We start from the raw sequence: 14,250 nt of genomic DNA on the forward strand, positions 1-14,250 counted from the left end.
TTCAAGGTTTGTCGCGAGCGGGCGGGCCGGGGGCCGGCCGGTCACGGCGTAGCAATGAAGCCCGCTCTCCACCTGCGCGCGAGCCTCCCGCGTCCAGGGCGTCGCAGACGGGGACAGGGTCTCACCCCTCCGGCGCGCCCGCGAGCCGCAGCCCCGCGAGAATCCGCTCGCGCTGCTCGAGATAGACCGTGTTGCAGGCCAGCGCGTCCGCGCGGTAGCGCCCGACGGTGAGGTCGGGAGCGAGCCTCAAGCCGGCCGCGACTTCCGAGCGCGCCTCGGCCGTCCGTCCGCAGAGCGCCAGCGTAACTCCCAACCCCGTCATTGCGAGGAGCAAAGCGACGAAGCAATCCATGCCGCCGCTTGCTTCCTGCGGAAGAAATTGCTCGCAAGGAAGGGCGGCGGGACGACCAGAGGGCGCGACAGCGGCCCAGCGGCCCTGGATCGCTTCGCTTCGCTCGCGATGACGGCGCTATTCGCTGCCGGCTTGGGAGTTACGCGCCAGCGCCGCCGCGTAGTGGAAACGCGCCATCGGATAGCCGCGGTTGGTCTCCACCGCCCTGCGGCCCCACGCCAGCGCGTCCTGGTCCTGGCCCAGCAGCATCTTCGCGACGCACGGGCAGACGGAATAGACGCGAACGGGACGGGCGATGTTCTTCAGCGCTTTGTCGCCGAGGTCGCGCAGTTCGACGTCGAGGCGTCCGAGCACGTTCTCGTGCGCTGCGGCCGAGATGCACAAGCCCCCGGCGGCGCGATCCCCTCGAGCCGCGCGGCGATGTTGACCCCGTCGCCGACGAGGTCGTCGCCCTCGACGAGCACGTCGCCCAGATGCAGCCCCATCCGGTACCGCAGCCGCAGCGATTCGGGCCGCCGTTCGCAGCGGCGCGCCGTTTCGGCCTGCACCGCCAGCGCGGCGGCGACGGCTGCGACGACCGAGCCGAATTCGACCAGGAACCCGTCGCCCATCGTCTTGAAGATCCGGCCGCCGTGCGCCGAGAGGATCGCGGCGGCGGCGTCGCGGCTCTCGCGCACCGCTGCGGCCGTCCCCGTCTCGTCCGCTCCCATCATGCGGGAGTAGCCGACGACGTCGTCCGCAAGGATCGCGGCAAGGCGGCGGGATACGGGCATGCCCGGAGTGGCAGCACGGGCGAGGCCGCGACGCACGGGGGGCGCGGGGCGGACGCGGCCGCGATGGGTTTGAATTCCGGCGCGCCGACCCCACATCCGCCGCCGATGACGCAACCGTCCCTGTTCGCGCCGGGACCCGGCCTGCCCGAAGGGTTTCGCTATGCTCCGGACCTCCTCGACCCGGGCGAAGAGCGCTCGCTCGTCGCGGAGATCGCGCGCCTGCCGTTCCAGGCGTTCCAGTTTCACGGCTTCGAGGGCAAGCGGCGGGTCGTGTCGTTCGGCTGGCGCACCGATTTCGACGACGCGAGCCTCAACCGCGGGGAGCCGATCCCGGCCTTCCTCACAGGCGCGAGGGCCAGCGCCGCCCGTTTCGCCGGGCTCGAGGCGGATGCGCTCGAGCAGCTTCTCGTGACGGAATATGCCCCCGGCGCCCCGATCGGCTGGCATCGGGACCGCGCGGCGTTCGCCGAAGTGGTCGGCGTGTCGCTGCGCGCGCCCTGCACGTTCCGCTTCCGGCGAAGGTCCGGCAAGGACTGGGCGCGCGCGTCGCTGACGCTCGCGCCGCGTTCGGCCTACGTCCTGCGGGGTCCCGCCCGCACGCAGTGGGAGCACAGCATCCCGGCGGTCGAGGCGTTGCGCTATTCGCTGACCTTCCGGACGCTCGCGGGGTCGCCCGCCGGCAGGCGGCGCGTCGCGGAATGAACGAGCCCGACGCCCCCGTCATGGCGAGCCGAAGGCGACGGCAGGGCGGGCGCGCCTCCCCATGACCGCGGGAGGGACGATCGGTCCCGTCCGGGCTAACTCTCCGACGTCGTCAGCGCCAGCGCGTGCAGATCGCCGCCCATCTTGCCCTTGAGCGCGGCGTAGACCATCTGGTGCTGCTTGACCTTGCTCACGCCCTTGAAGGCGGACGAGACGACGGTCGCGGCGTAGTGGTCGCCGTCGTCGGCAAGAGCCCTCACCTCGACGCGCGCGTCGGGGAACGCCGCCTTTATCATCGTCTCGATCTCAACGCGGGGCATGGCCATGATTGCTGTTCTCCTTGATCAACTGCGCGTCGTCTTGTTCACGCGCCTCGGCCTCGAGCCGCGCGACAATGTCCTCTGCCGGTTCGAGCGCCGGTATCGTCACGCCGTCGGTCAGCAAAACCACGCACTCGTTCGGTTCGCTCGAATGGATCGCGATCACGCGATCCGCTCGAATATACGAAGGCCCTGTCCGGGTCTTGACGACGAGGAACGGAATCATTCGCGGCTCCCCTTCCCAGGCTCCATCAGTCCCGGGAACCAACTCTCATAAGTTTCGACGAGCGCGGCAAGCGCGATCGGCGCCGAGCCTCCGATCTCGAGCGCGTCGCCCCCAGTCACGCCGATGCGGGCGACGGCCACGCCGGCGCGCGCCGCCGCCGCCATGACGGCGTCGGTCGCCTCCGGCGCCGTCGTCGCGACATAGCGGCCCTGGTCTTCGCCGAAGAAGACCGCGTGCTCAGGCCCGTCGAGCGTAACGGTCGCCCCGACGCCCCCCGCCATCGCCATCTCGGCGAGCGCCACGGCGAGGCCGCCGTCGGAGAGATCCTGGACCCCGGTCACGCGTCCGTCCGCGATCAAGCCGGCGACGAATTCGCCGTTCCGCCGCTCAGCGGCGAGATCGACCGGAGGCGGCGCGCCGTCGTCTCGGCCGGCGACGACCGAAAGCCACGCGGAGCGTCCGAGCCAATTCGGAACGCCGCCAATCAAAAGAATGTCGTGACCCGCGCCCTTGAAGGACGGCGAAGCCGTCTTCGTGACGTCGGCGACGAGCCCCACGCCGCCGATCGCCGGGGTCGGGGGAATGCCAACGCCGATGGTCTCGTTGTAGAGCGACACGTTTCCCGACACGATCGGGAAGTCCAGCGCCTTTGCCGCATCGGCGATGCCGGCGATGGCGCCGACGAGCTGGCCCATCGCCTGCGGCTTCTCCGGGTTGCCGAAATTGAGGTTGTCGGTCAGCGCCAGCGGCTTCGCGCCGACGGCGATGAGATTGCGCCAGGCCTCCGCCACCGCCTGCTTCGCGCCTTCGCGCGGGCTCGCCGCGCAATAGCGCTCGGTGCAGTCGGTGGTGAGGGCGAGGCCCTTCGGACCGTCGCCGAGGCGGATGACCGCCGCGCCGCCGCCCGGCCCCTGCACCGTGTTGCCGAGGATCAGCGAGTCGTATTGCTCGGTGACCCAGCGCTTGGAGCTGAAATTCGGCGAGCCGAGAAGTTTCAGGAGCGCCGCGTCGGTCGGAAGCGGCGGGACGATCGCCGCCCCGTCGATTACGGCCGACGGCGCGGTCGGCGTCCACGGCCGGTCGTAGAGCGGGGCCTGGTCGCCGAGCTCCTTGATCGGCAGGTCGGCCTTCACCTCGCCCTGGCGCCGGACGACAAAGCGCTTCGTGTCGGTCGTCCTGCCAATGACCGCGAAATCAAGCCCCCATTTCATGAAGATGGCTTCGGCCTGAGCCTCGAGCTCGGGCTTCAGCACCATCAGCATGCGCTCCTGACTCTCGGAGAGCAGCATCTCGTAGGCGGTCATCGCCGCTTCGCGGCACGGCACGGCGTCGAGGTCGAGCTCGATTCCGAGGTCGCCCTTGGCCCCCATCTCGACCGCCGACGAGGTCAGCCCGGCCGCGCCCATGTCCTGGATCGCCACCACCGCGCCCGAGGCCATCAGTTCGAGGCAGGCCTCGAGCAGGAGCTTCTCGGCGAACGGGTCGCCGACCTGCACCGTCGGCCGCTTCTCCTCGGCGTCGGCCTCGAAGGCGGCCGACGCCATGCTCGCGCCGTGGATGCCGTCGCGTCCGGTCTTCGAGCCGAGATAGACGATCGGATTGCCAATCCCCGTCGCGGCCGAGTAGAACAGACCGTCGGCGCGGGCGACGCCGACCGCCATGGCGTTAACCAGAATGTTGCCGTCGTAGCCCTTGTCGAAGCCGACCGAGCCGCCGACCGTCGGAACGCCGAAGGAATTGCCGTAGCCCCCCACCCCCGCCACCACGCCCGCCACCAGATGGCGGGTTCTGGGATGGTCCGGCGCGCCGAAGCGCAGGAAGTTGAGGCAGGCGACCGGGCGCGCGCCCATGGTGAAGACGTCACGCAGGATTCCGCCGACCCCGGTCGCCGCGCCCTGATAGGGCTCGATGTAGGACGGGTGGTTGTGCGACTCCATCTTGAACACGCACACGTCGCCGTCGCCGATGTCGATCACGCCCGCGTTCTCGCCGGGGCCCTGGACGACCCAGGGCGCCTTGGTCGGCAGCCCCTTCAGGTGCAGGCGCGACGACTTGTAGGAGCAGTGCTCGTTCCACATCGCCGAGACGATGCCGAGCTCGGTGAAGGTCGGCGTCCGGCCGATCAGGGCGACGAACCGGGCATATTCGTCGGGCTTCAGCCCGTGCGCGATCGCCAGGGCCTCGTCCACCTTTGGCTCGTCAGCGCTCACCGTCGCGTCCTCTCAGGCGTCAGGAAGTCCGTCCCGCCAATAGCCCCCGGCGGCGCGGATCACAACACTTCTCGCCTCGCCGACGAGGTCGAGCGGCGCCGCTCTCGCCGACGGCCACGGCGACACGCCGACGCGCGCCGGCGTCAGCGCTGCGGCGCCGGCGAGTGAGGACCGGCGGAGAAGCGGGCCCCGGCCTTGGGACGGCCGGCCTGTCTCCGTATCGACGACCGCTTGCCGGCGAAGCCAATCCCGCCTGTCGCGCCCTTCCCGGCCGAGCGCAGAAGACGAAGACCTCCGGATGACCACAATATTCCGCTGCAAGGCCGCCCGCCTCTCACCATTTTCGCCTGATTTGTTCATCAAACAGGGAAGCGAAGGCCATGTTTACAAGGACTAACGAGAATTTACTCGTCAACTTATACCCTTAATACAACCAGTAACTACTGTCATCAATCGGTCGAGATGCCGTCAACAGGAGGGATACTATCATGTATAGCGCGACACAGATCAACATGCTCCGCGACCTCGATTCTGGCGCCCCCCTTCCCGGGATCGACACCGAGGTCGGAAATCTGCAATCCGAATCGTCTCTCGAGACGCCCAGTTCGATCCCCACGACCTCATCGAATCAGCCGTTCTATTACGACCCGTCCAAGAATACCGTCTTCGTTCAACAGGCGGGCGCGGTGCTGAACGGATACGATTTCGGCTCCGCGAATGTCGTGGTGGTGGCGAGCGACGTCACCATCGAGAACTGCACGTTCGACGGAACCGGAGGCTCGTTCGCCATCGGCGCGTACAACACGGCGTGGAGTCCGGCGACGACCGACACGACCGTGACCCACTGCACGTTCGTGGGCGACCCCTCCTCTTCCCTGCTCGCCGTGATCAACAGTCCGACGGGCTCGGCGACCATCACCGACAACGCATTCCTCGACACGGCCGGAGACGGCGTCTGGGCCGACGGCGGCGGCCTGATCTCCGGCAATTATTTTTCGCAAGCCGGCAACGACGGCGCCGCCGGCCATCCGGACGGCATCTGGCTCTCCAACAGCACGAGCCCGATGACCGTCAGCGACAATTTCATCGACTGGAGCCAGAATCCGGCCGCCACCGGATCCACCAACGACTGCATCCGCATCACCGGCGAACTGGGCCCCGTCAGCAACGTGACGGTGACCGGAAACTTCCTGCTCAATGGCGCGACCAGCATTTCGGCGGTCGACGGCAGCGGTCCGGGCGCGCTCAGCGACATCGCGATCACCGGCAACTATCTCGTCGGACCGAAATATTACACCTTCTTTCCCGGGTCGATGTCCGGATCGACGGTCAGCGGCAACGTGATCGCCGATCAGACCAGCCTCAGCGACGCATGGGCCGCCTATCAGGCGGCCGGCGTGCCGACGGCGACCCTCCTCGCCTCGACCGACGGGTCGGCCGTCAGCGCCGCATCCGCGACCGCCCCCACCACGCTCTACGCCGACGTGCGCAACACGCTGATGGTCGGCGGCCCGAACGAAACCAATTTCGTCAGCGGCTACGCCTCGCAGAACATGTGGGCCGGGTCCGGCGCCGACATCTTCACCTATCTGGCGACCGGCGACTCGTCGCCGGCCGCCGCCGACTACATCACCAACTTCGATCCGGCCAAGGACGTGATCGACCTGAGCCGCGTCGACGCCAACCCCGGCGGCGCCCCCGAGACCTTCGCCTTCATCGGCGCGAACGCGTTCGACGGCGCCGGGCCCGAGATTCGCACGCAGGCCGAAGCCGATGGAGATACGATCGTCCAGGTCGCGCTCGCCGGCGACACGACGCCGGACATGCAGATCATCCTCACCAGCAGCGTGCCTCTGACCGCCGCCAACTTCGCCGTGACCGCGGCCCAGTCGCAGGCGGCGATCGCGAACGGGGCGGACATGGGCTTCTCCGTGACCTCCGGCTGGCCCCTGACGGAAACCACCTACGCCAACGTACAGGGGCGCCCCTATTCGGACTTCACATCCTTCCGGTCGGGAAGCTATCTCGTCGCCGACGCGCTCGACCTCGGCGGCTCGAGCGACGAGATCGACCTGTTCGGCAAGCCAGGCGCCGCGGTCACGATCACCCGCGGCGACGGGGCGGAGCAGATCACGAGCGCCGGCAAGACCGACAGCCTCGCCTTCCACGCCAACGAGACGATCGCGGCGGGCGCCGCCCCGGCCGGCGAGACCTTCGCCATCGGCCCGGGCTCCGGCAATGTCACCATCGAGGGCTTCGCCGCGTCGGGCGCGAACGCCGACCGTCTGCAGCTCTCGGCGTCGGCGTTTTCCGGCCTCCAGTCGGGCATGACGGACGCGGAGAAGCTCGCGGCGGCGCTCGGCGACGTGTCGACGGCCTCGGGCGGCGCGAGCTTCACCGACAGCGCCGGCGACCGGCTAACGCTCGTCGGCGTCGCCCCGGCGACGCTCACGGCCAATCCGGGGCTGGTGAAGTTCGTGTGAGCCTGTCCTCGCCCGCCCGCGCGAGAGGAACAGGCGCGCCTACCGCCGCCCGAACAGCCGCTCGATGTCGGACAGCTTCAGCTCGACGAAGGTCGGGCGGCCGTGGTTGCAGGTGGAGGAACCCGGCGTCGCCTCCATCTGGCGCAGGAGCGCGTTCATCTCCTCGGGCTTCATCGGCCGGCCCGAGCGCACCGAGTGGTGGCAGGCGAAAGTCGCGAGGAAGCGGTCGAGCCGGCGGGCGAGGCTCTGCGCCCCGTCCTCGGCGGCGAGGTCGGCGGCGAGGTCGCGCACCAGCGCCGGCAGCTCGTCCTGCGACAGGATCGCCGGCGCCTCGCGCACCAGGATCGCGCCCGCCCCGAACCCTTCGACGACGAGGCCGAGCGCGGCGAGGTCGTCGGCGTGCGCCTCGATCCGGGCGGCTTCGTCCGGATCGAGGTCGACCACGACCGGGTGCAGCAGCGCCTGCCGCTCGACCCCCCGTCCCTCGCGCTGGCGTTTCAGCGCCTCGTAGACGATCCGCTCGTGCGCGGCGTGCTGGTCGACGATGACGAGGCCGTCGGGGGTCTCGGCGAGGATATAGGCCTTGTGCACCTGCGCCCGCGCCGCCCCGAGCGGCGCCGCCGGGTCGGGCGCCTGCGTCGCCCCCTCGGGGGCGACCGCCGGGGCCTCGGCGAAGGCGGCGAAACTGCGCTGCGCCGGCTCGGCGAACGACGCGGCCGCGGCCGGGCCGCGAGGCAGCGCGGGGGCCGCGGCGGAATTGCGCCAGTCCCAGCCGCCGGAGGGCGCCGCGGGCCGAAATCCGGCCGGCGGACGCATGGCGAGCACGGTCGCCGACCCGCCGGTGCTCGCGGCGCGCTGCAGCGCCTCGGCGAGCCGCTGCCGGATCCCGCCGACGACCAGGCCGCGCACCAGGCCGGGGTCGCGGAAGCGCACCTCGGCCTTGGCCGGGTGGACGTTGACGTCGACCGTCTCGGGGGCGCATGCGACGAACAGGGCCGCGACGCAATGCCGGTCGGCCGAGAGGCAATCGAGATAGGCCGCGCGCAGCGCGCCCGCCAGCGTCTTGTCGCGCACCGCGCGACCGTTGACGAACAGGTACTGGAGCAGCGCGTTCGGCCGTGAGAAAGTCGGCAGCCCGATCCGGCCGGTGAGCCGCACGCCCTCGCGCGCGGCGTCGATCTCGAGCGAATTGGCGGCGAAATCGGGCCCGAGCGCCTGCCTCAACCGTTCGGCGAGGGCCGTCTCGCCCGCGCCGCAGGCCGGCCAGTCGAACCCCGCCCCGATGTCGGTCGCGAACGAAAAGCGCACGTCCGGGCGCCCGAGCGCGAGGCGGCGGACGACGTCGGCGACGGCTGACGCCTCGGCGCGGTCGGACTTGAGGAATTTGAGCCGCGCCGGGGTCGCGGCGAACAGATCGCGCGCCTCGACCCGCGTGCCGACCGGACCGGCGCACGGGGCGACCGCGCTCTTGCCGCCGTCCTCGACCACGAGCTTGAGCGCATTGGCCGCCGCCGCCGTCCGGGTGCGGATCTCGAGCCGCGACACCGAGGCGATCGACGGCAGCGCCTCGCCGCGAAAGCCGAAGGTGGCGATCGCGGTCAGGTCGCCGTCCGGGATCTTCGAGGTCGCGTGGCGCTCGACCGAGAGGGCGAGGTCGGCCGCGTCCATGCCGCGGCCGTCGTCGGCGACGCGGATCAGACGGCGCCCGCCCGCTTCGATGGCCGCCTCGATCGTGCGCGCGCCGGCGTCGAGCGCGTTCTCGATCAGTTCCTTCATCGCCGCAGCCGGCCGCTCGACCACCTCGCCCGCGGCGATGCGGTCGACGAGCAGCGGATCGAGGCGGCGAATCGGCATGGGGGGCAGGATACCACCGCATCGGCGCAGGCGGGTAATCGCCGCCGGCGCGCCCGGCCGCTCGATGGGAAACAACTCCGCCACTGGTCGTTGACGCGGAATCGCGCCGGTCCCGCGAGGACGGCGGCCTCGCGGGACCAGCGCCCGCAGCGCCGCGCCCCGAGCCGCAAGGTCGTTGCGCATCGAAAAATCGGAATCGCGATTTGCGAGCCCGGCCGGCGCTTTCGCGGCCGCTCCTTCGCATTCCCGAACGCCGATCGGGCCGAACCCCTCGGTTTCCGGCCCTTTTCCGATGGCGCCGCGCTTGCTGAGAGCTTCCCGGGAGAACGCGGAGCAACAGGACTATGGAGACGGCGATGCGCTTTTCAATCGTTCAGATCAAGGATGGCCCCTGGGTTGTGGTCGACCGGCAGGATCACCGGCGCCGGATCGCGAGCTGCGTCGACGCCGGCGCGGCCGAGATGATCGCCGCCCTGATGAACGGCGACCTCGATCAGGCGATCGCAGTTCGCGACGCGGTCGCCGGGCTCGCCCCCGCCGGCCCCGCCGCGGCCTGAACGCCGCCCGCCGCGGCGCGCGCTCGCCGGACGCCGCTGAGCAGATTCCGCCAATCCGCCGAACGAACGTCGCGTCGAGCGGCGGCGTCTCGCCGCCGGGCGCGCGAGACGCGCGCCCTCCAATCGTGGGGCGCTCCGGGGCGAATTTGCTCAGGCCTTCCCGGTGACCGGGATCAGCGCCCCCGTCACCGCTCTCGCCGCGTCGGACGCCAGAAACAGCATGACGGCGGCGAGGTCGGCGGGCGCGACCCAGCGGGAAAAGTCGGCGTCGGGCATCGCCTTGCGGTTGGCGGCGGTGTCGATGGTCGAGGGCAGCACGGCGTTGACCGTCACGCCCTCGAGCTTCAGCTCGTCGGCGAGGCTTTCGGTCAGCCGGTGCACAGCCGCCTTGCTCGCGGCGTAAGCGGCCATGCCCGAGGCGGCATGAACGGCGGCCCCGGCGCCGACGTTGACGATTCGTCCGGCCCCCGACGCCTTGAGGCGGGGAAGCGCGGCGCGGGCGGCGTTGAGCGCCGTCTTCAGGTTCATCGCGAACATCCGGTCCCAGGCGCCGTCGTTCGGCGCGTCGGCGATCGTCTCCCAGACGAAGCCGCCGGCGATGTTGAGGAGCGCGTCGATCCGCCCGAACCGCGCCGCGACCGTGTCCATCGCGCGCTCGGCCGCCTCGGGCGAGACGAGGTCGGCGCCGGCGACGATCAGCGCGTCGGGCCCGAGCCGGGCGGCGAGGCCCGGCGGCGGCGTCGCGGCGTAGTCGAGCGCCGCGAGCGACGCCCCCTGCCGCACCGCCGCCTCGGCGACGGCGCTTCCCAGCGCGCCGAACGCGCCCGTCACCACGATCGTCTTGCCGCTGACCGTCATGCCGCCATCTCCATCGCCGCCTTCTCCGCCTCGAACTGCCTGAGCGCCGCCGCACGCGCCGTCGCGGCCTCCGCGGCGCTCGCTTCCTTCACCCGCCCGTAGCCGCGGATCGTCCCGGCGACGCTGAGCAGCCGGACCGCGGCCGCGTGGTTGGCGGGGCTGAGCCGCTCGAGCGTGCGCTCGACGTCGCCCTCGAACTCGGCCATCAGGCGCCGCTCGAGCGTCCGTTCGGCGCTCGACCGGAACGGGTCGAGAGGGCTGCCGCGCAGGAATCGCAGCCTCGCCATGACGCGGAAGGCCATCAGCGCCCACGGGCCGGCCTCGCGCTTGGTCACGGCGCCGGTCTGCCGGTCGCGCCGCGCGAACGGCCAGGCGCCGATGTGGGCGTGCACGCGATAGGGGCCTTCGAACGTCCGCCCGAGCGCGCCCGCGAACGCCGGCGCGGCGAACAGCCGCGCGACCTCCCATTCGTCCTTGACGGCGATGAGCCTGTGCCAGGAGCTGGCGGCCGCGGCGGTCAGGGCCTCGCCGAGCCCGAGCGCGGTTTCCCGCGCCCGCACGCGCTCGACGAGGGCGCGATAGCGGGCGGCGTCGCCGCGCCCGCGCGCTTCCAGCACATGCGCCGCGCGCCGCGCGATCAGCGCGTCGAGGGAGGCCTCCGCCTGCGGCTCGGGCGCGCCGCCGCCGGCGAGAATGTCCACGCCGGCCGGATCGTGGGCCGCCCGTCGTCCCCACGCGAAGGCGCGGGCGTTGGCTTCGACCGCGACGCCGTTGAGCTCGATCGCGCGTTCGATCGCCGCCCGGCTGACCGGCAGAAGCCCGCGCTGCCAGGCGGCCCCGAGCATGAACAGATTGGCCGCGATCGGGTCTCCCATCAGCGCCTTGGCCAGGCGCTGCGCGTCGAGGACGAGCGCGCGGTCCGCCGCGAGCGCTGACGTCAGGCGCTCGAGCATCGCCTCGCGGTCGACGCTCCAGTCCGGATTGCGGGCGAACTCGGAAGTCGGGATCAGGTCGGCGTCGATCACCGCCCGGGTCGAAGGCTTGAGCTTGCTCAGGGCCTCGTCGCCCGCCGCCACGATCAGGTCGCAGCCGATCAGCGCATCCGCTTCGCCCGCCGCGATCCGCGTCGCGTGCAGCGCCTCCGGCGCCCGCGCGAACCGGACGTGCGCGGCGACCGCGCCGTATTTCTGGCTGAGGCCGGTCAGGTCGAGATTCGAGGCGTAGAGGCCGTCGAGCCAGGCCGCGACCGCGAGCGTCTGGCTGACCGTGACCACGCCCGAGCCGCCGATGCCGGCGACGAGCACGCTCCAGCGCTCCCCCATCTCCGGCAGCGCCGGCTCGGGAACCGGGGGCAGCGCGGCGGGCTCGGTCGGCGAGGCTTTGCGCAGGCGCCCGCCGTGGACGGTGACGAAGCTCGGGCAGAATCCTTCGACGCAGGAAAAATCCTTGTTGCAGCTCGACTGGTTGATGGCCCGCTTGCGGCCCCACTCGGTTTCGAGCGGCTCGATCGCCATGCAGTTGGAAACCTTGCCGCAGTCGCCGCAGCCCTCGCACACGTCCGGGTGGATGAAGGTGCGGACCGCCGGATCGGCCCACTTGCCGCGCTTGCGCAGGCGCCGGCGTTCGGTGGCGCACGGCTGGTCGTAGACGATGACCGAAACGCCGTCGTGGTCGCGGAATTCGCGCTGGGTCTCGTCCATCCGGTCGCGATGCCGGAGGAGAGCGCCCTGCGGCAGCGCGACGCCGCGATAGCGGTCGGGATCGTCGGCGACCAGCGCCAATTTGCCGACGCCTTCGGCGGCGAGCTCGGCCAGGATCTGCGCCGGCGTCATGCCGCCCTCGATCGGCTGTCCGCCGGTCATCGAGACGAAGCCGTTGTAGAGAATCTTGTAGGTGATCGGCACGTTCGCCGCCACCGCCTGCCGGATCGCGAGCAGGCCGGAATGGGCGTAGGTGCCGTCGCCGAGATTGGCGAACACGTGGCGCTCGGCGGTGAACGGCTGCTGGCCGAGCCACATCGCGCCCTCGCCGCCCATGTGCGAGACCGTGGTGGTCTGCGCCGGGTTGACGAACATCGCCATCGTGTGGCATCCGATCCCGGCGAGCGCGCGGCTGCCCTCGGGCACGCGGGTCGAGCGGTTGTGCGGGCAGCCGGCGCAGAAGCCGGGCGCCCGCACCGGCGCCGGGCGGTTCGCGAGCGGCTTCGCCCGCGCCTGCGGCGCATCGGGCGCCGAGGCCGGGTCATGCAGGCGGAGCGCCCTGACGAGCGTGTCGGCCACGAGTTCGGGCGAGGTCTCGCCGTAATTGGGGATGGCGAGCGCGCCATGGGCCGGGTCGAACGTCGGCCCGTCGAAAAACTTGCCGATGAGGCGGGGCGCGTTCGCGCCTCCATAGAGGATTGCGCGGATCTGGTCCTCGAGCAGCGGGCGCTTCTCCTCGATCACCACGACGAGGTCGAGGCCTGCGGCGAATTCCCTGACGATCGCCGGATCGAGCGGCCACACCATGCCGACCTTGAGCAGCCGAAGGCCGGGCCCCGCCCCGTTCTCGCCGAGCCCGAGCGCGCCGAGCGCCTGAAGCAGATCCTGCCACGCCTTGCCGGCGGCGACGACGCCGACCCGCGCCCCCGACGGGCGCGCGACGATCCGATCGAGGGCGTTGGCGCGCGCATAGGCGAGGGCGGCGGGAAGCTTGTGCTGGTAGAGCCGCTCCTCCTGCATGAGCGGCGCGTCGATCGTCCGCGCGCTGACGCCGCCGGGCGGGCGGGTCGGCCGTTCGGGGATGACGATCGCGGGCGCGTCCGGACCGACGTAGACGGTGCCGCCGCCTTCGGCGACGTCGGTCACGATCTTCATGCCGACCCAGCAGCCGGAGAAGCGCGACATCGCGATCCCGTGCAGGCCGAAGTCAATCAGCTCCTGGGTGTTCGACGGATAGAGCACCGGCATGCCGATCGCCACGAACGACGTGTCGGAGAAATTGACCGCGGTCGACGATCGAGCGCCGTGGTCGTCGCCGGCGAGCGCGAGCGCGCCCCCCTTCGCCGAGGTCCCGGTGAAGTTGGCGTGCCGCAGCGCGTCCCCGGATCGGTCGACGCCGGGGCCCTTGCCGTACCAGATCCCGAACACCCCCTCGACCGTCGCCCCGGGAAAGCTCGCGACATGCTGCGCGCCCCAGATCGCGGTCGCGGCGAGGTCCTCGTTGAGACCGGGGCGGAAGACGACGTTGAGGCGCCGGAGGATGGCTTCGGCGCGCCAGAGTTCGATGTCGAACCGGCCCATCGGCGAGCCGCGATAGCCGGAGATGTAGCCCCCGGTGTTCAGGCCGGCGGCGATGTCGCGCAGGCGCTGCTGGATCGGCAGGCGCGTCAGCGCCTGCATGCCGGTCATGTAGAACCAGCCTTCCTCCTTCGTCCAGCGGTCCTCGAGCGAGGCCTCCGACCGGGCGAGCGCGACGGTCATAGACCCTCCTCCGTGCGATGGGGTCGGGCGCGTTCCTGTCCGCTTCCCGCGAAGTGCGGACCAAGGACCCCCCCGACGTCGCTGGCAGGCTAGCGCCGAACCACGGCGATGTCGAACCGGGGTCGAGCCGGCCACGGCGGGCGACCGGCGCCGGGATCGAGGCCGTCGCGACGCTCGCCCTTCGAGCCGCGCGCCGCTGACCCTTCGGGCCGGGCGGCGCGCCGCAGAGCGGACGGTCAGACGAACTTCACCAGACCCGGGTTGGCGCTCAGCGCCGCGACGCCGATCCCGGCGAGCGTCAGTCGGTCGCCGTGGCTGTCGACGATCGTCGTTCCGATCGACCCGCACGACGCGTTCAGGAGCACCGCGGCGACGTCCTGGGCCTGCGTCATGGCGGGGGTGAGATAGGCGTAGTCGGCGGCGCGCAGCTGCAGCAGGTCGGCGTTGTGGCCCG

13 protein-coding genes are annotated in these 14,250 nt (G+C 71.3%); 3 read left to right on the forward strand and 10 right to left on the reverse strand.

All coding sequences use genetic code 11. The features are described from left to right. Nucleotides 1-121 precede the first annotated feature (121 nt). From DFR50_RS21230 to DFR50_RS21240, 3 genes are all read right to left on the reverse strand, one after another. Nucleotides 122-352 (reverse strand): hypothetical protein, encoded by a 231-nt coding sequence (locus tag DFR50_RS21230; protein ID WP_113891269.1) that lies wholly within the window; start codon nt 350-352, stop codon nt 122-124. A gap of 117 nt (nt 353-469) precedes the next feature. Then, nucleotides 470-706, reverse strand: coding sequence for a hypothetical protein (locus DFR50_RS21235; RefSeq protein ID WP_113891270.1), 237 nt, complete (start codon nt 704-706; stop codon nt 470-472). Next, the gene (locus DFR50_RS21240) at nt 655-1,125 is read right to left on the reverse strand and encodes an adenylate/guanylate cyclase domain-containing protein (RefSeq protein WP_170153317.1); all 471 of its coding nucleotides are present in this window, start codon (nt 1,123-1,125) and stop codon (nt 655-657) included. The genes DFR50_RS21235 and DFR50_RS21240 overlap by 52 nt, the downstream gene beginning before the upstream one ends. A gap of 63 nt (nt 1,126-1,188) precedes the next feature. Here DFR50_RS21240 and DFR50_RS21245 point away from each other — a divergent pair, with 63 nt between their 5' ends. Continuing rightward, the gene (locus DFR50_RS21245) at nt 1,189-1,827 is read left to right on the forward strand and encodes an alpha-ketoglutarate-dependent dioxygenase AlkB (protein ID WP_425376085.1); all 639 of its coding nucleotides are present in this window, start codon (nt 1,189-1,191) and stop codon (nt 1,825-1,827) included. A 95-nt stretch (nt 1,828-1,922) separates the two neighbouring features. Here DFR50_RS21245 and DFR50_RS21250 read toward each other — a convergent pair whose 3' ends face one another. Genes DFR50_RS21250 through purL form a run of 3 tightly spaced genes read right to left on the reverse strand, consistent with a single transcriptional unit; the run spans nt 1,923 to nt 4,583 of the window. Then, complete coding sequence (locus tag DFR50_RS21250; protein ID WP_113891273.1) at nt 1,923-2,153, reverse strand: BolA/IbaG family iron-sulfur metabolism protein; 231 nt, start codon at nt 2,151-2,153, stop codon at nt 1,923-1,925. Then, nucleotides 2,134-2,373, reverse strand: coding sequence for a hypothetical protein (locus tag DFR50_RS21255; RefSeq protein WP_113891274.1), 240 nt, complete (start codon nt 2,371-2,373; stop codon nt 2,134-2,136). The genes DFR50_RS21250 and DFR50_RS21255 overlap by 20 nt, the downstream gene beginning before the upstream one ends. Beyond that, nucleotides 2,370-4,583, reverse strand: a complete 2,214-nt coding sequence (purL, locus tag DFR50_RS21260) for a phosphoribosylformylglycinamidine synthase subunit PurL (RefSeq protein WP_113891275.1) — start codon at nt 4,581-4,583, stop codon at nt 2,370-2,372. Before purL ends, DFR50_RS21255 begins: the two co-directional genes overlap by 4 nt. A gap of 488 nt (nt 4,584-5,071) precedes the next feature. Here purL and DFR50_RS21265 point away from each other — a divergent pair, with 488 nt between their 5' ends. Then, nucleotides 5,072-7,066: a M10 family metallopeptidase C-terminal domain-containing protein gene (locus DFR50_RS21265; protein ID WP_113891276.1), complete on the forward strand. Its 1,995-nt coding sequence runs from the start codon at nt 5,072-5,074 to the stop codon at nt 7,064-7,066. Nucleotides 7,067-7,105: 39 nt separating this feature from the next. On the opposite strand, the gene mutL is transcribed toward DFR50_RS21265, so the two are convergent. Next, the gene (gene mutL, locus DFR50_RS21270; protein WP_113891277.1) at nt 7,106-8,920 is read right to left on the reverse strand and encodes a DNA mismatch repair endonuclease MutL; all 1,815 of its coding nucleotides are present in this window, start codon (nt 8,918-8,920) and stop codon (nt 7,106-7,108) included. Between the two features lie 356 nt (nt 8,921-9,276). On the opposite strand from mutL, the gene DFR50_RS21275 reads away from it, so the two are divergent. Continuing rightward, a complete protein-coding gene (locus DFR50_RS21275) occupies nt 9,277-9,477 on the forward strand; it encodes a hypothetical protein (RefSeq protein ID WP_147262835.1) in 201 nt (66 codons plus the stop codon). 150 nt (nt 9,478-9,627) lie between these two features. Here DFR50_RS21275 and DFR50_RS21280 read toward each other — a convergent pair whose 3' ends face one another. From DFR50_RS21280 to DFR50_RS32225, 3 genes are all read right to left on the reverse strand, one after another. After that, the gene (locus DFR50_RS21280; RefSeq protein ID WP_113891279.1) at nt 9,628-10,335 is read right to left on the reverse strand and encodes an SDR family NAD(P)-dependent oxidoreductase; all 708 of its coding nucleotides are present in this window, start codon (nt 10,333-10,335) and stop codon (nt 9,628-9,630) included. After that, nucleotides 10,332-13,796 carry an indolepyruvate ferredoxin oxidoreductase family protein gene (locus DFR50_RS21285; protein ID WP_113891280.1) on the reverse strand — a complete coding sequence of 1,155 codons (3,465 nt, stop codon included), beginning with the start codon at nt 13,794-13,796 and terminating at the stop codon, nt 10,332-10,334. The genes DFR50_RS21280 and DFR50_RS21285 overlap by 4 nt, the downstream gene beginning before the upstream one ends. Nucleotides 13,797-14,032: 236 nt before the next feature. Next, nucleotides 14,033-14,250 (reverse strand): hypothetical protein (locus tag DFR50_RS32225; RefSeq protein WP_170153318.1); only part of this gene is annotated, 218 nt, incomplete at its 5' end.

The organism is Roseiarcus fermentans (genome assembly GCF_003315135.1).
In the GTDB taxonomy this organism is placed as follows: domain Bacteria; phylum Pseudomonadota; class Alphaproteobacteria; order Rhizobiales; family Beijerinckiaceae; genus Roseiarcus; species Roseiarcus fermentans.